The sequence below is a fragment of the Winslowiella toletana genome, from assembly GCF_017875465.1.
GTDB lineage: Bacteria > Pseudomonadota > Gammaproteobacteria > Enterobacterales > Enterobacteriaceae > Erwinia > Erwinia toletana.
Window position 1 is genome coordinate 2,401,586 of record NZ_JAGGMQ010000001.1, and the last position, 18,437, is coordinate 2,420,022.

Annotated in this window: 15 protein-coding genes; 5 read left to right on the forward strand and 10 right to left on the reverse strand. The window is 54.9% G+C overall.

Annotated features, from left to right (window positions below):
• Positions 1 to 160: 160 nt before the first annotated feature.
• From rsmG to ravA, 7 genes are all read right to left on the reverse strand, one after another.
• Positions 161 to 778 carry a 16S rRNA (guanine(527)-N(7))-methyltransferase RsmG gene (gene rsmG, locus J2125_RS11215; protein WP_026111598.1) on the reverse strand — a complete coding sequence of 206 codons (618 nt, stop codon included), beginning with the start codon at positions 776 to 778 and terminating at the stop codon, positions 161 to 163.
• Between the two features lie 46 nt (positions 779 to 824).
• Positions 825 to 2,714 carry a tRNA uridine-5-carboxymethylaminomethyl(34) synthesis enzyme MnmG gene (gene mnmG, locus J2125_RS11220; RefSeq protein WP_017800283.1) on the reverse strand — a complete coding sequence of 630 codons (1,890 nt, stop codon included), beginning with the start codon at positions 2,712 to 2,714 and terminating at the stop codon, positions 825 to 827.
• Between the two features lie 461 nt (positions 2,715 to 3,175).
• The gene (gene mioC, locus J2125_RS11225) at positions 3,176 to 3,616 is read right to left on the reverse strand and encodes an FMN-binding protein MioC (protein WP_017800282.1); all 441 of its coding nucleotides are present in this window, start codon (positions 3,614 to 3,616) and stop codon (positions 3,176 to 3,178) included.
• Positions 3,617 to 3,764: 148 nt separating this feature from the next.
• The gene (gene asnC / locus J2125_RS11230; protein WP_017800281.1) at positions 3,765 to 4,226 is read right to left on the reverse strand and encodes a transcriptional regulator AsnC; all 462 of its coding nucleotides are present in this window, start codon (positions 4,224 to 4,226) and stop codon (positions 3,765 to 3,767) included.
• A 127-nt stretch (positions 4,227 to 4,353) separates the two neighbouring features.
• Positions 4,354 to 6,519: a 5-histidylcysteine sulfoxide synthase gene (gene ovoA / locus J2125_RS11235; RefSeq protein WP_051050826.1), complete on the reverse strand. Its 2,166-nt coding sequence runs from the start codon at positions 6,517 to 6,519 to the stop codon at positions 4,354 to 4,356.
• Positions 6,520 to 6,572: 53 nt separating this feature from the next.
• Positions 6,573 to 8,033: an ATPase RavA stimulator ViaA gene (gene viaA, locus J2125_RS11240; protein ID WP_017800279.1), complete on the reverse strand. Its 1,461-nt coding sequence runs from the start codon at positions 8,031 to 8,033 to the stop codon at positions 6,573 to 6,575.
• Positions 8,030 to 9,523, reverse strand: a complete 1,494-nt coding sequence (gene ravA / locus J2125_RS11245) for an ATPase RavA (protein WP_017800278.1) — start codon at positions 9,521 to 9,523, stop codon at positions 8,030 to 8,032. Before ravA ends, viaA begins: the two co-directional genes overlap by 4 nt.
• A gap of 242 nt (positions 9,524 to 9,765) precedes the next feature.
• Here ravA and kup point away from each other — a divergent pair, with 242 nt between their 5' ends.
• The gene (gene kup / locus J2125_RS11250) at positions 9,766 to 11,634 is read left to right on the forward strand and encodes a low affinity potassium transporter Kup (protein WP_017800277.1); all 1,869 of its coding nucleotides are present in this window, start codon (positions 9,766 to 9,768) and stop codon (positions 11,632 to 11,634) included.
• Between the two features lie 32 nt (positions 11,635 to 11,666).
• Here kup and qseC read toward each other — a convergent pair whose 3' ends face one another.
• Positions 11,667 to 13,019 (reverse strand): quorum sensing histidine kinase QseC, encoded by a 1,353-nt coding sequence (gene qseC / locus J2125_RS11255; protein ID WP_017800276.1) that lies wholly within the window; start codon positions 13,017 to 13,019, stop codon positions 11,667 to 11,669.
• A complete protein-coding gene (qseB, locus tag J2125_RS11260) occupies positions 13,016 to 13,678 on the reverse strand; it encodes a quorum sensing response regulator transcription factor QseB (protein ID WP_017800275.1) in 663 nt (220 codons plus the stop codon). Before qseB ends, qseC begins: the two co-directional genes overlap by 4 nt.
• A 216-nt stretch (positions 13,679 to 13,894) precedes the next feature.
• On the opposite strand from qseB, the gene J2125_RS11265 reads away from it, so the two are divergent.
• On the forward strand, positions 13,895 to 14,290 hold the full coding sequence (locus tag J2125_RS11265) for a YgiW/YdeI family stress tolerance OB fold protein (RefSeq protein ID WP_026111597.1): 396 nt from the start codon (positions 13,895 to 13,897) through the stop codon (positions 14,288 to 14,290).
• Between the two features lie 23 nt (positions 14,291 to 14,313).
• On the opposite strand, the gene J2125_RS11270 is transcribed toward J2125_RS11265, so the two are convergent.
• A complete protein-coding gene (locus J2125_RS11270; protein WP_017800273.1) occupies positions 14,314 to 15,207 on the reverse strand; it encodes a LysR family transcriptional regulator in 894 nt (297 codons plus the stop codon).
• Positions 15,208 to 15,311: 104 nt separating this feature from the next.
• On the opposite strand from J2125_RS11270, the gene budA reads away from it, so the two are divergent.
• From budA to rbsD, 3 genes are all read left to right on the forward strand, one after another.
• Positions 15,312 to 16,094 carry an acetolactate decarboxylase gene (gene budA, locus J2125_RS11275; RefSeq protein WP_017800272.1) on the forward strand — a complete coding sequence of 261 codons (783 nt, stop codon included), beginning with the start codon at positions 15,312 to 15,314 and terminating at the stop codon, positions 16,092 to 16,094.
• A 20-nt stretch (positions 16,095 to 16,114) separates the two neighbouring features.
• The gene (gene alsS / locus J2125_RS11280) at positions 16,115 to 17,794 is read left to right on the forward strand and encodes an acetolactate synthase AlsS (RefSeq protein WP_017800271.1); all 1,680 of its coding nucleotides are present in this window, start codon (positions 16,115 to 16,117) and stop codon (positions 17,792 to 17,794) included.
• Positions 17,795 to 18,012: 218 nt separating this feature from the next.
• Complete coding sequence (gene rbsD / locus J2125_RS11285) at positions 18,013 to 18,432, forward strand: D-ribose pyranase (protein ID WP_017800270.1); 420 nt, start codon at positions 18,013 to 18,015, stop codon at positions 18,430 to 18,432.
• The last annotated feature ends 5 nt before the right edge of the window (positions 18,433 to 18,437 follow it).

The following is an 18,437-nucleotide window of genomic DNA, read 5'->3' on the forward strand; positions in this document are numbered from 1 at the left end:
ACGGATGATGACGAATAATTTCCATCTGCTGATTTAACCTGAATGATAGCGTTCGGGCCGGAAAAAAAGCGGGAGGAAAATGCACGAAAGGCTAATTTCCACGCAGCTTAGCACTAAACTCAAATGGCTGCAGCCCGTTATGTCCAGACTAAATCAGGGGTTAATTCGCCTGAATAATCACCAGATGACGTTCACCTTCAAGCTGAGGAACCACCAGACGCACGCTTTTACTGACGCTAAAACCCGCAGGTAAAGTGGCAATTTCGTCCTCTGGCAACACCCCTTTCAACGCATAAAACGCGCCATGTTTCGCCGGTAAATGGTGACACCAGCTCAGCATATCGTTCAGCGAGGCGAAAGCGCGACTGATAACGCCATCAAACGGGGGTTCTGACGGGAAATCTTCCACCCGGCTCTGTACCGGGGTGATATTCTCCAGCTTCAGCTCATGTTGCACCTGACGCAGAAAACGCACACGCTTGCCGAGGCTATCCAGCAGCGTGAAATGGGCTTCAGGGCGCACAATCGCCAGCGGGATGCCTGGCAGTCCGGGTCCGGTGCCAACATCGATAAAACGGCTGCCCTGCAGGTGTGGCTCCACCACAATACTGTCGAGAATATGGCGCACCAGCATCTGCTGCGGATCACGCACGGAAGTCAGATTGTAGGCTTTATTCCACTTGTGCAGCATTTCAACATAGCCCACCAGCTGGTGCTTTTGCTGATCGGACAGGGAAATATTGGCGGCGTTTAGCAGAGCGGAGAGTTTGTTGATCACAGCAAGTTCCATATTGGGGAGCCTTGTCAGGCTCCCGTTTCACTGATTACGCGCTTTTGCGCAGTAAACCTTGTTTCTTCAACCAGATTAGCAGAATCGAGATGGCGGCCGGGGTAATCCCTGAGATACGCGAAGCCTGACCGATAGAGCCAGGTTTATGATCGTTTAACTTGGCGATCACTTCGTTCGACAGGCCACTCACCTGCTGATAATCCAGCGTGGCGGGCAGCAGCGTATTTTCATTACGCTGCTGGCGTTCAATCTCTTCCTGCTGGCGGGCGATGTACCCTTCGTACTTCACCTGGATTTCAACCTGCTCAGCGGCCTGCACATCGCTTAATGACGGGGCAAACAGATCCAGCGTCATCAGTTTTTCATAGGTCATCTCCGGACGACGCAACAGATCTTCACCGCTGGCCTCTTTGGTCAGCGCAGCGCTCAGCACGCCATTGATTGCTTCGACGCTGGCGGATTTTGGATGCACCCAGATGTCACGCAGACGCTGGCGCTCTTTCTCAATGCTTTCCAGCTTCTCGCTGTAGCGCGCCCAGCGGGCATCATCCACCAGTCCCAGTTCACGTCCGGTTTCGGTCAGACGCAGATCGGCGTTGTCTTCACGCAGCATCAGACGATATTCAGCGCGGGAAGTGAACATGCGGTACGGTTCTTTGGTGCCGAGGGTGCAGAGATCGTCAACCAGCACGCCAAGGTATGCCTGATCGCGACGTGGCGCCCAGCTCTCTTTGTCGGCAGAGAGACGACCGGCATTCAGTCCGGCCAGCAACCCCTGCGCCGCAGCTTCTTCGTAGCCGGTGGTGCCATTGATCTGGCCAGCAAAGAACAAGCCATTGATATATTTGCTTTCCAGTGTCGGTTTCAGATCGCGTGGATCGAAGAAATCATATTCGATCGCATAGCCAGGACGCACAATGCGTGCATTTTCCATCCCCTGCATCGAGTGGACAATCTGCATCTGCACGTCAAATGGCAGGCTGGTGGAAATGCCGTTCGGGTAAATTTCATTGCTGGTTAAGCCTTCCGGCTCGAGGAAAATCTGGTGTGCGTTACGATCGGCAAAACGCATCACTTTGTCTTCGATCGACGGGCAGTAACGTGGACCAATGCCTTCAATCACCCCGGCGTACATCGGGCTGCGATCGAGGTTATTACGGATCACGTCATGAGTTTTTTCGTTGGTGTAGGTGATGTAGCAAGGCACCTGTTGCGGATGCTGTGACACATTGCCCATAAACGAGAATACCGGCATTGGCGTATCGCCATGCTGTGGCGCCAGAACGCTGAAATCGATGGTGCGGGCATCGATACGCGGTGGCGTACCGGTTTTCAGGCGACTGACGCGCAGCGGTAGTTCACGCAAACGGCGTGCCAGCGGAATGGATGGCGGATCGCCAGCACGGCCACCGCTGTAGTTATCCAGTCCGATATGAATTTTGCCGTCGAGGAAGGTGCCAACCGTCAGAACCACCGCTTTAGCGCGGAATTTCAGTCCCATCTGGGTCACAGCACCGACCACACGATCGTTCTCGACAATCAGATCCTCAACCGCCTGCTGGAAGATCATCAGGTTCGGCTGGTTCTCCAGCGCCGTACGTACCGCCTGGCGATAGAGTACGCGGTCAGCCTGAGCACGCGTCGCCCGAACTGCCGGACCTTTGCTGGCGTTTAGTATCCTAAACTGGATACCTGCCTGGTCGATGGCATGGGCCATCAGCCCGCCAAGTGCATCCACTTCCTTCACCAGATGTCCCTTGCCGATACCCCCGATCGCCGGGTTACAGGACATCTGTCCCAGAGTATCAATGTTGTGGGTTAACAACAGGGTTTGTTGACCCATTCGGGCAGCAGCCATCGCGGCTTCTGTTCCCGCATGACCACCACCGATAACGATGACGTCAAAAGGATCTGGATAGAACATGGTACTGCACCTCGCGATTGGACGGTCAGGGAGATTTCCCTGGGGCGTGGATTCTACTCAACTTTAGACGATGGCGAAAGCACCGGGATCGTCAGGTATTAAAAAGAAAGATCTTTTTTATTTAAGGATCTCTTTATTAGATCTCTTATTAGGATCGTCGATCTCTGTGGATAAGCCTCTTTTGATCAAGGCGATCAATCGATTAGTGAGGATCGATAGCTGTGAATGATCGGTGATCCTGATCCGTATAAGCTGGGATCAAAATGGCTACTTATGCACAGGGTCAAGGAATGAACAACCTTGTTCTTGGGATAACAACCGGTTGTTAGGGGGTCAATACAGTAGTTATCCACAAACGATCGCAGTTAAATTGCACAAAATAAGTGAAAAAAACCGCGGATCTGGCAAAAAAAAGCAGCGAAAGAGAGTAAAAGAGGCTCCGCAGATCCTCTTTCTGACGATTAAATCAGCGTTTTCCAGCTTTCGACCCATTCCCCTGCCGGATCTTCCGGGATCTCATGTTGCAGCACGTCGATCTCAAGACGGTCACCAATCCGTTTGCCACCACAGGCAGTTAACAGGGTATCCATCTTCTCTATAGCCCCGCAGAACAGATCGTACTCGCGGTTGCCGATGCCTACCGCACCATAACGTATCGCTGAGAGATCGGGTTGCTGCTCTTCAATCTCATCAAACAACGGTTGCAGATTCTCTGGCAAGTCGCCCGCACCATGGGTTGAGGTCACTAACAGCCAGATCCCCTGCAGAGGCAGTTCCTGCAACTCGGGGCCATGCAGAGTTTCAGTCGTGAAACCGGCATCTTCGAGTTTTTCGGCCAGATGTTCAGCAACATACTCTGCGCTGCCTAAGGTGCTGCCACTAATTAAGGTAATGTCGGCCATGATGGGATCCCTGTGCTACAAAGACAGGCATTGTACTCTGTGATTAAGGTGGGATCTACCTGTGGAAAAGCAGGGGTATTCGCAATCTGATACTGCGGCGCCAGTAACGCCGCCGCGGGAGGATCCGGTGGATAAGGTTATCTACCGGTCAGGGCTTAATGGTACGCATAATCGGGTTTTGCAGTGAGATCAGGGTTTCGGTGGACTGGATCTCATCGATGGTCTGAATCTTATTGATCAACACCTGTTGCAGGGCATCGATCGATCGGCACATCACCTTAATAAAGATGCTGTAATGGCCGGTGGTGTAGTAAGCCTCAACCACTTCATCAAGACTTTCCAGCCGCGCCAGCGCTGAAGGGTAATCTTTGGCGCTTTTCAAAATGATGCCGATAAAACAGCAGACGTCATAACCAAGATGGCGGGGATCAATCTCCACCCGCGTGCCTTTAATAATGCCCGCCTGCTTCATTTTCTCGACCCGCACATGGATAGTGCCCGGGCTGACGTTAAACACCTTAGCCAGCTCGGCATAGGCGGTTCGTGCGTTATCCATTAGCGCATTCAGGATGCCGCGGTCGAGATTATCTATTTGCAGATTGTCCGCCACTGTTTACTCCGGTGAGGGTTAAATAATAGAGATGACTAAACCTAACCGATTATCGGCCATCAGTAACCGGTTATTGTCACAACTGACGGGAAAAGGCTCACAGCCCGGGCAGGCTGTGAGCAGGGGGTTAGCGTTTACGCCACAAAGTTAACTGCGCAACGGTGTGCTGATACTTACGTGCGGTTTCACGAATGACAAAAGGTACATCCTGCGGCGCGGCGATCTCTTCAAAATCGGCGGCCAGCAGACGTTGCAGCGCCTGATAAGTGGTCAGCGCTTCGCCATTTTCACGGATACCGCCCAGCCAGTTCTCCTTCGGTGTAAACTCCTCCAGCCAGGTGTAAGGCGACGACAGCATTAACACCCCACCAGCACTCAGCATGGTGGTGATGTCCTGCAGGAAGCGCTTCGGCTGGCGCAGACGGTCGATCAGATTGGACGCCAGCACCAGATCGTAACGGTCGGGCTGTGGTTTCAGGTTACAGGCATCGCCCTGCACAAACTGAATACGCGCCGCCTGCTGTGGACCAAGATCGAAATCTTTCAGCCGCACCTGGCGATACTCCACCAGCTCGCCCTCTTCCTGAGTGACATAGCGAAAATCTTCGCCGCTGGTCAGTTGCAGCGCCACGTCGATAAAGCGCGCCGAGTAGTCCATACCCACCACCTGATCGAAATGACGCGCCAGTTCGAAGCTGGCGCGACCGGTGGCGCAGCCGATATCCAGCGCGCGGCCACGTTTCTCAGTGACGCGACAGGCAATCTCCACCAGCGCTTTAGCGTAGTTGGCAACGCCAAAGTATTCCGGCCCGTACTGGAAGTCGAGATACTGCGACACCATGCTGTCGGTTTCATACGGATTCTGCATCATGGTTTCCTGGTGGCTGGAAACGACATAACGGAAACCAGCGTGCTGGAAGAAGTGGCGGCGAAAGGCATAGCGGGCGGATTTTAACGCTTCGTTACCGGTGGAGATCCAGCTGCCGCCTTTGATAATCGTATGCTTGCCATCAAAGGTTGGGGTGGAGAAGTCGTCATACAGCGGATGGACCTTAAAGCCTTCCAGACCGTTAATCGGCGTAGTGGTCCACTGCCAGACATTACCGACCAGATCGAAAAACTCGCCCTGCGGGAAACGATCCACCGGGCAGGAGGAGGCCCAGTACGCGAGGTTGATATTGCCCGGCGTCTGTTGCCAGTCTGGCTGGTCGCCCGTCAGCTGCTCGCGCAGTAAATACCACTCCGCTTCGCTGGGTAACTGAATGGATTTGCCGCTGGCATCGGCTTTCCAGCGACAGAAGGCGGCGGCTTCCAGCTGATTCACTTCCGCCGGCCAGTCCCATGGCATTGCCACCTCTTCCGCCAGCAGACGCAGTTTAAGCTGATCGGGTTGCGTAATGTCGCCGACCCAAAATGTTGGCTTATCGGCGCGGGAAAACCCCCGCCAGCCCCAGCCTTCGTCATCCCACCACTGCTGCTGCTGATAGCCACCGGCGCTGACAAACTCGAGGAATTCCGCATTGCTGACCAGCATCTGGCTGGCTTTAAACGCTTTGACGTCGCTATGCAGCGTGCCGTATTCGTTATCCCAGCCGTAGGTGTCGTCAGTTTTGCCCTGCGTTACCCGGCCAGCAGCGACGGATAGCAGCTTGTTAGCCGGCACTTGCTGGCGGTTATGCCGTGCCTGCTGACAGGCAGGCCAGTGAGGCTGCGGTTTCACCCACTCCAGCGGTAACTGACGCATCAGCACGCTTGAGGTTTCCAGATGGATGCGTTCATGCTCAATTCCCATCAGGATAACCCATGCCGGACTGTTCCAGTCGACGGGCAGCGTAAGCGGCATGGTTTGAATAAATTCGCTGACGATGGTTTTTACTTTGCCGCGATAGTCACGCAGCTCCTCAACCGCAGGCCACTGATAGTGACTGGTATCGAGATCGTCCCAGCTCATTTCATCGACGCCGATGGCCATCATCGCTTCGATTGCGGGATCAACACGCTGATTAAGATGCTGACCTGCCAGTAGCTTATTAACGTAAAAGGTGGCGGTATGACCAAAGTAGAAGATAAGCGGATGGCGCAGGGAGATCGCCTTCGTAAACCAGGCACGCTGATCGGCCAGACAGTCGAACAGATCTTCGTACAGCTCCCAGGTCTGGGTGAAATAACTGAGGATCTGCTGGCGCTTCTGCTCAACGTTGTTGCCACTTAAAAGCAGGGTGCGGGTTGGTGCAGGTAAGCCTGCAATGCTGTTGTTATCTTGCTGCGTCACGTCATGCTCCCGGGTAGCCAAAGGGTTCAGGGATAATTTATGACTATAGCAAATAAGCTTTGCAGAATGATGTCTTAACGTTTCCAGCGGCGCAGCAGGCGGCTTTTCAGCCCGGTATCAAAACGCCAGATATGGTCGAAGATGCGCAGAATGCCCGGTTTGCCATGCGCAGACATCGCCACCGCATGAAAGCGCTGTTGCTGCTGCTGCTGGCGTTGCTTAACGGTTTTTATCAGCGCTTCCGGCAGGCGCTGGGCAATAAAATCAGACACCACCACCGCATCCGCCTCCTGCCAGACCGGCCCTTCCATCCGTCGCACCACCGCCTCCATACAGGCGGCCAGATCGGTGCCGCCGCGAAAGCGCTGGCTTAAGAAACGGATCGCTTCGGCAATACCGTCGTCGGCGGTCAGCTCATAGCCCACCACATCGTGAGCAAACAGCATAATGTAACAGCGGCGTTTATCCGCCAGCGCCACTTTCAGCAGCGCCAGACAGAATGCCTTGGCGCAGCGTTCGTTAAAGCCGCCCATTGAACCGGAGGTATCGACACAGACAATAAACGGCCCGCGTGGTTGATCTTCATGCTGCTGGTGAGCCGCCGGACGCTGGGTGATTTTTTCATGCCAGGCGTCGCCCTGCAGGCGATAGGTCAGCAGACGCTTCTCCACCAGCCGCCGGTAAAACTCAATCTCCAGTTCGCTGATCCCCAACGTCGCCAGCTCGGGTGGCAGCAGACGCAGGATATCGTCACTCTGATGCAGGCCGCTGACCTCTTCCGGCACGTTGTCGGGTTCACGCACCAGCTGGTGGAAAGCCTCCATTGGCGCGTCCTGCGACGGCACTGATTTCGCTTCGCGGCTGCGACCCAGCTGTTCCGCCAGCTTCAGCAGCTCCGGCTGCCGGGCGAGGAAATCGCCATACTGCACAATCAGCTTATAGTCGCCGTACTGTAATTTGCTGGCGCTCATATCCCATAAGCGTCCGGCTGCCGCTTCATCATCATCGGCGAGAAGCGGCGCCAGCTGGCCGCTAATCGCCAGCCGTTGTTGCAGCTCCGCCAGCAGTTTTTCGCGCTCCTGCTCCAGCAGCTGCTGATTAAGCGTCAGGGTTTGCAGCGTCAGGTTTAAACGCCAGCGTTGCAGAAACAGCGTGTGCTGCGCCTGGCTGAGATTATCGATATCGGCATGGGCGATCAGCCCGCTGGCCTGTTCGACAAACGGCGACTGCAATGCGGTAAGCTCGTTAAGCAGCGGCGCCAGCTGACGCGAAAAGGTGGCGGTACTGATGGTTTGGTATTGCTGAAACAGCGCAAACTCTTTCGCCAGCAGTTCAGGCACCGGCGTGGTTTTCAGATTTTCGAGGATCTCCGCCTTCCAGCGTGGCAGATCGCGCAGCAGGGCGTTTTTCATGCCGGGAAACTTTTCGAAAAACAGCGCCAGTTGCGGCGACGCCAGCAGCACCAGAATCAGCTCTTCGATCATTTCACCTTCACCGATCGACAGCAGGGTGCTGAGCGTCTCCAGCGAAATCATTTACGCGCCTGTTTCAGCTGTTCAGCCACATCCTGCAGACTGGTTTCGATGCGCGCCAGCCAGTCGTCGCTGATAAACAGGCAGCGCTGATGTTGGCTGAATAACGTACGCTGACCGCGCAGCTGATTCTCCAGCTCATCCAGCGCCTGCACAATCTCTTCCGGCATTGCGCTCTGTTGCTTGCCCGGCAGCATCAGACGGGAAACCTGTAAGCTGGCGTCACGCAGTGTCAGGCAGTCATTGCCATCCACCTGCATATCCAGCGTCTGGGCAAAACCGATGCCGTTCAGCTTACCGCGAATGTCGCCCGGCTTTTGCAGCCAGTGATTTAGCGCCTCGCGCGTCACCACCAGATGAGTGACCTGCATATCATGCAGGGTCAGCGGCTTTTGCAGCATTAAGGTCAGCTGCTCATCACTGAGGGCGGCAGGCAGATCGTAATGCGGTTTACGGCTAAACATACCGCCATGTTTTTCCAGCTTAATCGCCTGTTCGAGACTTTGCTGCTGTTGCAGCGCCAGACGACGCGCGCCGATCTGCTGCAATTTGATCAGTAGCGGCTGCTGCTGCCAGGCCTGCTGGGTGATCAGACTGTCGATTTCGCGATCCAGCAGCTTCATCGATTCCACGTCATGCCACAGACAGTCTTTCAGCAGAATCAGGTCGATAGGCGCGATTGCGTTGCGTCCACTGTAGAATGCGCAGGCCTGCAACAGATGAATGGCCTTTTTCCAGCGGCGATCGGAGATATAAGGCGCATCCGGCAGGGTTTCCAGCTGCTGGCGCAGCTGATAGATCAGTTCAAAGACGTTATCCGGTAACGCCACCTGCGCGATGCCTTGCTGCCATTCGCGATACTCTTCGTCGCTGATACAGAGGTTTTCCGCTACCGGATTAATACTCTCATCCTGCTGATGGGTCAGCATGCTGCGGAAGTTCTGCTTCTCATGCACATTATCCAGCCACAGCCGGATCAGCATACGGTCATACAGCGCTTCAAGGCCGCTATCGGCTTCCGGTAACTCGTTGGAGGCGGTCACCAGCAGGCGCATTGGAATTGCATCTTCACGGTCGCCATTGCGGAAGCGGCGTTCATTAATGGCGGTCAGCAGGGTATTGAGAATCGCCGGTCCGGCTTTCCAGATCTCATCAAGGAAAACGATCTCGGCATCGGGCAGATAGCCTTTGGTCAGGCGCTGATAGCGACCCTCATCTTTTAACGCCTGAATCGACAGCGGGCCAAACACCTCTTCGGGGGTGGAGAAACGGGTCATCAGGTATTCAAAAGCGCGGGCATGTTGGAAGGCATACTTCAGACGGCGGGCAATCAGGCTTTTAGCAATGCCCGGTGGCCCGAGCAGAAACACGCTTTCACCGCTCAGCGCGGCCAGCAGGCAGAGACGTATCGCGTGGTGACGCTCATACAATCCTTTCTCTAACGCATTGCTGAGGCGTGAAATTCTTTCTGCCAGTAAATGAGGTTGAGCCATAATCAGTAAATCATCCTTTTCTGCCGCTTATCAGGCGAGCGCTAACACTACTGGCTATCATGCTTGAAAGACTTGATACCAGTCAGCTTTTTTATCGCGAAAGGGTGAAGATGCACGCCATTTGAAAATCTGAACCGCGACCAGGGGTAGGCTTTTATGGTATTTCGTGCATACTGTGCGGTTTTTGCGAGTTCGGGCCGCGCGCATCCGCGTGTTATTCCGCTTCAACAAAAGATAACATTATGAGTTCTGACAAGAAGCAGTCCCTTGGCGCCGTAACACTGGCCGCGATAGGTGTGGTTTATGGCGATATCGGTACCAGTCCGCTGTATACATTGCGTGAATGTTTATCCGGCCAGTTTGGTTTTGGTGTAGAACGTGACGCAGTTTTTGGCTTTTTGTCACTGATTTTCTGGCTGCTGGTGCTGGTGGTGTCGCTGAAATATCTCAGCTACGTGATGCGTGCTGATAACGCCGGTGAAGGCGGGATTCTGACTCTGATGTCGCTGGCCGGCCGTAATACCGGCGCCCGCACCACGGCGTTTCTGGTGATTATTGGCCTGATTGGTGGCAGCTTCTTCTATGGCGAAGTGGTGATTACCCCGGCGATATCGGTGATGTCGGCGATTGAAGGTCTCGAAATCGCCGCGCCTGCGCTCGACCCTTATATTGTGCCGATGTCGATTGCGGTGCTGACGCTACTGTTTGTGATCCAGAAGCACGGCACCGGGATGGTCGGCAAGCTGTTTGCGCCGGTGATGCTGGTGTGGTTTATCGTGCTGGCGGTGCTTGGCGCACGCGGTATTCTCGCCAATCCCGAAGTGTTGCAGGCGCTGAATCCGGCGTGGGCGATTCACTTCTTTATCGAATATAAGCAGGTTTCTTTCTTTGCCCTTGGCGCGGTAGTGCTGGCGATTACCGGGGTGGAAGCGCTGTATGCCGATATGGGGCACTTTGGTAAGTTCCCGATTCGCCTGGCGTGGTTTACTGTGGTGGTGCCTTCGCTGGCGCTGAACTACTTTGGTCAGGGCGCGCTACTGCTTAAACATCCGGAAGCGATTAAAAACCCGTTCTTCCTGCTGGCTCCCGAGTGGGCGCTGATTCCGATGCTGATCCTCGCCACCCTGGCGACAGTAATTGCCTCGCAGGCGGTGATTTCCGGCGTCTTCTCGCTGACGCGTCAGGCCGTGCGTTTAGGCTATCTGCCGCCGATGCGCATTATTTACACCTCGGAAAATGAATCCGGCCAAATCTATATCCCGGTGATTAACTGGCTGCTCTACTTTGCGGTGGTGATTGTTATCGTCAGCTTTGAGCACTCCAGTAACCTGGCGGCGGCTTACGGTATTGCGGTGACCGGCACCATGGTGCTGACGTCGATTCTCAGCTGTACGGTGGCGGTGAAAAACTGGGGCTGGAATCGCTATCTGGTATGGCTGATTCTGCTGGCGATGCTGTGCATTGATGTGCCGCTGTTTAGCGCCAACCTGGTGAAAATCTTCTCCGGCGGCTGGCTGCCGCTCTGCCTGGCGCTGGTGATGTTTATCGTGATGACTACCTGGAAAAGTGAGCGTTTCCGCCTGCTGCGTCGTATGCATGAACACGGCAACTCACTGGAAGCGATGATCGCCTCGCTGGAGAAATCGCCGCCGGTGCGGGTGCCCGGCACCGCCGTCTATATGTCGCGTGCACTCAATGTAATTCCCTTTGCCATGCTGCATAATCTTAAGCATAACAAAGTCTTGCATGAGCGGGTGGTATTGCTGACGCTGCGCACCGAAGATGCGCCTTACGTGCATAATGTGCGACGCGTGACCATTGAGCAGCTGTCGCCGACTTTTTGGCGAGTGGTGGCCAGTTATGGCTGGCGTGAAACGCCAAACGTGGAAGAGATCTTCCATCGCTGTGGTCTGGAAGGCTTAAGCTGCCGCATGATGGAGACGTCGTTCTTTATGTCGCATGAGTCGCTGATTATCGGTAAGCGCCCGTGGTATTTGCGTCTGCGCGGCAAGCTGTTCCTGGCGCTGCAACGTAATGCGCTGCGCGCGCCGGATCAGTTTGAAATCCCGCCGAACCGGGTGATTGAACTGGGGACGCAGGTCGAGATTTAAATTAACGGGCGGCAGCGATGTCGCCCGTTTTGTTACCAGCTTAAGGTGGCGACAAATCCGCCCTCAGTCCGATTGCTAAAGTGCGCCTGCATACCATGCAGCTCAGCGATATTGCTGACAATCGACAGTCCCAGGCCGCTGCCCGATTTCTCTTGTCCCGGCGGGCGATAGAAGCGCTCGCCAATCCGCTGCAAATCCTCTTCACTGACGCCCGGCCCATTATCGGCAACGCTGAATGCGCGCTGCTGCAGGTTAATCTCTATCGTACTGCCCGCATAACTGTAGCGAATGGCGTTATCCAGCAGGTTACGCACCATCAGCGCCAGCAACAGCGGATGGCCATCGCGCGAGACCGCGGTATCCGGCAGCTGCAAAGTAATATCGACCCCGGCCTGCTGCGCTTTATGGTAATGGTCGATCACCGCCTGTTGTAACAGCTGATGCAGATCGACGTGCTGACACTCCGCCAGAGCCGCTTCGGCATCCAGCCGCGACAGCGTCAGCAGCTGATCCACCAGACGGGTGGCGCGATCGATACCGGCATCAAGATTACTTAGCGCATGCTGACGCATCTGCTGATCATCATGCGCCAGCTGCACCACTTCGGTTTGTACTTTTAGCGCCGCCAGCGGACTGCGCAGTTCATGGGCGGCATCGGAGGTAAAGCGCCGTTCGCGCAGCAGCATCTGATTGATACGGGCAAACAGCGTATTCAGCGCATCGACAATTGGCCGCACTTCCTGCGGCAGATGCGGGGTGGTTAATGGCGAACCGTCATCCGGCTGGCGCTGATGCAGCTGCGTGGCGATGCGTTTTAGCGGTGACAGTTCGCGTGTGACCAGCCAGAACAGTAAAATCAGCATCACTGGCAGGGCAAACAGCCACGGCGTTAAATTGGTCTGCACGATATCGCGCGTCATATCATCGCGATATTCCCACTCCTGGCCGACCACCACCACATAGCGTTGATCGGGCGTCGCCAGCCACACCATGCGCCAGCGATCGTCGTCATCGCGCAGCCTGCCATCACTAAAACCGTCGCGCTGATAGTAATGAAACAGGAAGTCTTTGCCATTATCGCCGTCGTTCATCACCATCTGGCCGTCGCGGCTAAATACCGCAAACGCCAGCGCATCATCCTCCTGATCGCCGCGATGATGGCGCAGCAGTTTTTTGGTTTTTGGCAGGGATTGCGGCTGCTGGCTGAGATCTTCCGGGTTAAGCGTGGCGAGACGCTTGGCAAACAGCATCTGCTGGGTATCAAACAGTTCGTTGATTTTATCGCGCGTCTGATACCAGGCCCCCACACTGGCGACGCCCCAGCACAGCAGCGTCAGCAGAATAAAGCCGATAATTAACCGCAGGCGCAGACTCATCCGCTTCATGTCACGGCTCCCAGCGTGTAGCCAACGCCATGCACGGTGCGAATAAAGTCGCTGCCCAGTTTTTTACGCAGGTGATGAATATGTACTTCCACTGCATTGCTGGAGACATCCTCATCCCAGCTGTACAGCTTCTCCTCCAGCTGCGCGCGCGTCAGTACGCGACCGGCATTCAGCAGCAGCAGTTCGAGGATGGCCAGTTCGCGCGATTTTAATACCAGCGCTTCGCCATTCAGCGTGGCGGTGTGTGAGCCAGGTTCCATCACCACGCCGCCATGTTGCAGGGTCGGTTGCAGCTGGCCATGACGCCGGCGAATCAGCGCCTGAAGTCGTGCCGCCACTTCACTCAGGGCGAACGGCTTACACAGGTAGTCATCCGCTCCCTGTTGCAGACCCTGTACGCGCTGCTCCAGCGCATCGCGCGCGGTCAGGATCAGTACCGGTACATCCTGCCCGCTCTGGCGCCACTGACGCAATATTTCCAGCCCGTCGATATGCGGCAGGCTGAGATCCAGTACCACGGCGTCATAAGGCGCTGCCGCCAGCGCCGCTAAACCCTGTTTGCCGGATAAAAACCAGTCGATGCTAAAACCCATTTTAATTAATCCGGCTTTAATGCCATCGCCAATCAGGCGGTCATCTTCGATTAATAAAATTCTCATCGGCGTCTTTTTCCTTCAGGTAATTAACCGCAGTTATACGGAATCGCCGGGCGGCTTGTACAGGCTAATGCACGCAAAATCGGCTATTTAGCGCAGGATAAACAAATAAATCGTAATGGTCTGAGTTCTTAAGATCCTGTTAAGAACCCTTTGCTTTAATAGCGACCGAAGACAACTTACTTCTGCAAACCCGCAATGGAATATAAGGTGAACAATATGAAAAAGACCGCCGCTTTATTAGCTATCGCCGCCCTGGTTTCTACGCCGGTGCTTGCCGCCAGCCACGGTGGTTTTGTTGACCCTGACGCAGCGGCAGCCCCGGTGCAGAAAGGGGGCTTCTCTGGCCCGAACGGCAGTGTGGTCACGGTGAAACAGGCGCAGGATTTGAAAGATGACAGCTGGGTGACGCTGCGTGGCAATATCGAAAAACGTATTGGTGATGAGGATTACACCTTCCGTGACGCATCCGGCACCATGACGGTGGAAATTGACCATAAGCGCTGGGAAGGGCTAAGCGTATCACCAGCTGATAAAGTTGAGTTGCAGGGCGAGCTGGATAAAGACTTCAACTCGGTTGAACTGGATGTAAAACGCGTCAGCAAAATTCAGTAACCTGCCTCAGAAACAGGCCAGCATTAGCTGGCCTGTTTCTGTCTTTCCAGCGTCTGGATCAGGCTTTGCACCGACGCTGAACGATCCCACTTGCGCCACGCCAGCGCAATATCGCTGGTCAGCGCCGGGTCGGCACAATGATGAAAGCTGACATGCGGCGAGCTGATGCAGCATAACGACGCCGGAACAATGGCGAAACCAAAGCCTGCCGCCACCATACTGATCGCCGAAGAGATTTGTGGCGACTGCGGCCCGGTTTGCGGCTGAAAACCGCTGCGCAGGCAGGCGCTGATAATCGATTCATACAGACTTGGCGCCACATCGCGCGGAAAGGTAATCATCGGCGTATCCACCAGCTGCGCCAGCGATAGCGTGCTGCTGCTGCTGAGTGGATGGATTGCAGGCAACACAATCCGCATCGCTTCACTGGCGATAATCTGCAGATTAAAGGCTTTGCTGCTTTCACACGGCAAGCGCACAAAGGCTGCATCCAGTAATCCTTCCTGTAAATCATGCATCAGCGCCGCCATATTCGCCTCGCGAGGCAGCAGCGTCATCGCCGGATAACTCGCCTGAAACTGCCGCAGCAGGCTGAAAATGGCCGGATGAAAAGCAATGGAACAGGCAAATCCCAGCGACAGCTGTCCTGAAACGCCACGGGCAATCCCTTTTGCCTTCTCCAGTGCATTGCCGGTCAGTTCAAGGATTTGCCGGGCATCATTATAAAATGCCGCGCCCGCCTCGGTTAACTCAACGCCACGCGTCAGCCTTTTCAGCAATGGCGTACCAATCTCGCGCTCCAGCCGCAAAATTTGCTGACTTAGCGGCGGCTGCGACATGCCGAGCATTTCCGCCGCCCGGGTGAAGTTACGCGTTTGCGCGACCGCCACAAAATAACGCAGATATCGTAATTCCATATCGAAAACGTCTCAAAGTGGGGGGAGTTCTATATTGGAATGCGAAGCTGAATCGAGTCAATATACAGTTAACGTTTTCTAATACTTTATCCCGGAGGAATACAATGAAGGATAACGTAACTGATTGTTTCTGTGCTGATGAGCTGACTTCTACCCTTTCTGCTTTTCAGCAAAAAAGACCAGAAAGTGTTATCTATCAGACCTCGCTGATGAGCGCCCTGCTGAGCGGCGTCTATGAGGGCAGCACCACCATTGGCGATTTGCTGAAGAAAGGCGATTTTGGCCTTGGCACCTTTAATCATCTGGATGGCGAGCTGATTGCCTTCGATCGTGAAGTCTATCAGTTGCGCGCTGACGGCTCGGCCAATAAGGCGCGTCACGATCAACGTACCCCGTTTGCGGTTATCACCTTCTTTAACCCGCAGTACCAGCACCGCTTCTCGCATCCTGCCAGCCGTGATGAGGTGCATCAGGTCATTAACCAGCAGATTAGCTCTGATAACCAGTTTTGCGCGCTACGGCTTGAAGGCCATTTTGTGCAGGTCGATACCCGCACCGTGCCCTGCCAGCATCGCCCGTATAAACCGATGATGCAGGCGGTAGAGGAGCAACCCACCTTCCATTTTAATCAGCGTAACGGCGTGCTGATCGGCTTCCGCTCGCCGCGCTATATGCAGGGCATCAATGTCGCCGGTTACCACGAGCATTTTATTACTGCCGATCGACAGGGAGGCGGCCATGTCCTCGACTACCAGCTGCAGCAGGGCACGCTGACTTTTGGTGAGATCAGCAAACTGGTGATTGATCTGCCGGATGATGAGGATTTCCTTAACGCTAACCTGAACCCCACCGATCTTGATGATGCTATTCGCAGCGTTGAGAGCTAATAACCCGAAAAGGAGAGCAGATGAAAACGGCAACTGAAATTCAGCAATGGACACATGGGGCAGATCTGGTGGTGGCACAACTCGAAGCGCAGGGGGTGAAGCAGGTATTTGGCATCCCGGGCGCAAAAATCGATAAAGTGTTTGATTCACTGGTGGATTCCTCCATCGAGACCATTCCGGTGCGTCATGAGGCAAATGCGGCCTTTATGGCGGCTGCGGTGGGCCGTTTAACCGGTAAAGCCGGTGTGGCGCTGGTTACCTCCGGGCCTGGTTGTTCCAATCTGATTACCGGCATGGCTACCGCCACTTCCGAGGGTGATCCGCTGGTGGCGATCGGTGGCGCGGTAAAACGTGCTGATAGCGCGAAACAGGTGCATCAGAGCATGGATACTGTCGGCATGTTCCAGCCAGTCACCAAATATGCGGTTGAGGTCAATTCCCCCGACGCGCTGGGTGAAGTGCTGTCAAACGCGTTTCGCAGCGCAGAGCTGGGCCGTCCGGGCGGCGCTTTTGTCAGTCTGCCGCAGGATATTATTAATCAGCCGGTAAGCGGCAATGTGCTGAAGCACAACGGTAATCTGTTACTCGGACCGGCGCCGGACAGTGCGATCGATGCCGTTGCCCGCGAAGTGGCGACAGCGAAAAATCCGGTGATTTTACTGGGGCTGATGGCCAGTCAGCCGGAAAATGCCGCAGCGCTGCACCGGTTGCTGGAGCGCAGCCATATTCCGGTTACCAGCACCTATCAGGCGGCGGGTGCGGTTCGGCAGTCACACTTTTCCCGTTTCGCTGGCCGGGTGGGCTTATTTAATAATCAGGCCGGTGACCGTCTGCTGCGGCAGGCCGATCTGATTATCACCGTCGGTTACAGTCCGGTGGAGTATGAACCGGCAATGTGGAATAGCGGCAATGCCACGCTGGTGCATATTGATGTGTTGCCGGCAGATACCGATAACTGCTATCTGCCTGATGCCGAGCTGGTAGGCGATATCGCCGCCACCCTCGATAAACTGGCGCAATGCATCGCCTCGCCGCTGCATCTGAGCAGCGCCTCGGCGGAAATCCTGCAGGATCGTCAGACCCAGCGTCAGCTGCTGGCGCTGCGCGGTCATCAGCTGGATCAGTTTGCCCTGCACCCATTACGTATTGTGCGCGCGATGCAGGACATTATTAACAGCGATGTCACCTTAACCGTGGATATGGGGAGTTTTCATATCTGGATTGCGCGCTATCTCTACAGTTTCCGCGCGCGCCAGATAATGATCTCTAACGGTCAGCAAACCATGGGCGTCGCTTTGCCATGGGCTATCGGCGCATGGCTGGTGGATCCAGGCCGCAAAGTGGTTTCGGTTTCCGGCGACGGTGGTTTTATGCAATCCAGTATGGAGCTGGAAACCGCCGTGCGGCTTAAGGCTAATATCCTGCATATTATCTGGGTGGATGATGCTTACAATATGGTAGCGATGCAGGAAGAGAAAAAGTATCAGCGTGTTTCCGGCGTTAAATTTGGCGCTATCGATTTTAAGGCCTACGCCGAAGCCTTTGGCGCCGCCGGTTTTGCGGTCGACAGCGCACAGGCGCTGGAACCCACGCTGCGTAAAGCGATGGATGTTGCCGGTCCGGCGATCGTTGCGATACCGGTCGACTATGCCGATAACCATCTGCTGATGGGACAGCTGCATCTCAGTCAGATTCTCTGATTCTGCATGGTGAAAGCTGGCGGCCGCATGCTGCCAGCTACGCCAGGTTATCGTCAGCAGTGGCCCGGTTTACGGCGTATCTGGTGGCATAAGCCAAATTATTTTCGTCGCCAGCGAAACGTTTCGATGGCGATCACAAATTCATCATATCCTCGTTGTGTTCCTCTGCGCTTTTTTTACACTCCCGATCAGCGAAACGTTTCGCTCTGGAGTGAAAGATGAAAAAAGGCACCTTACTGAATTCTGAAATTTCTTACGTGGTTTCCCGTCTCGGTCATACCGATAGCCTGGTGATCTGCGATGCTGGTTTACCTGTTCCGGCAGGCCCGCAGCGTATCGATCTGGCGCTGACGCACGGTATTCCCAGCTTTTTGCGGGTCGCTGAAGTCGTAACCAATGAGATGCAGGTAGAAAGCGCCATCATCGCGGAAGAGATGAAGCAGCATAATCCGCAACTTCACGACGAACTGGTCGCTCTGCTCGAAACATTGCAACAACTTCAGGGAAATACCATCAGTATCCGTTACACCAGCCATGAACAGTTCAAACAACAGACTCAGCGTAGTCAGGCGGTCATTCGCAGCGGAGAGTGCTCTCCGTATGCGAATGTCATCCTGGTCGCTGGCGTGACCTTCTGAGGCTG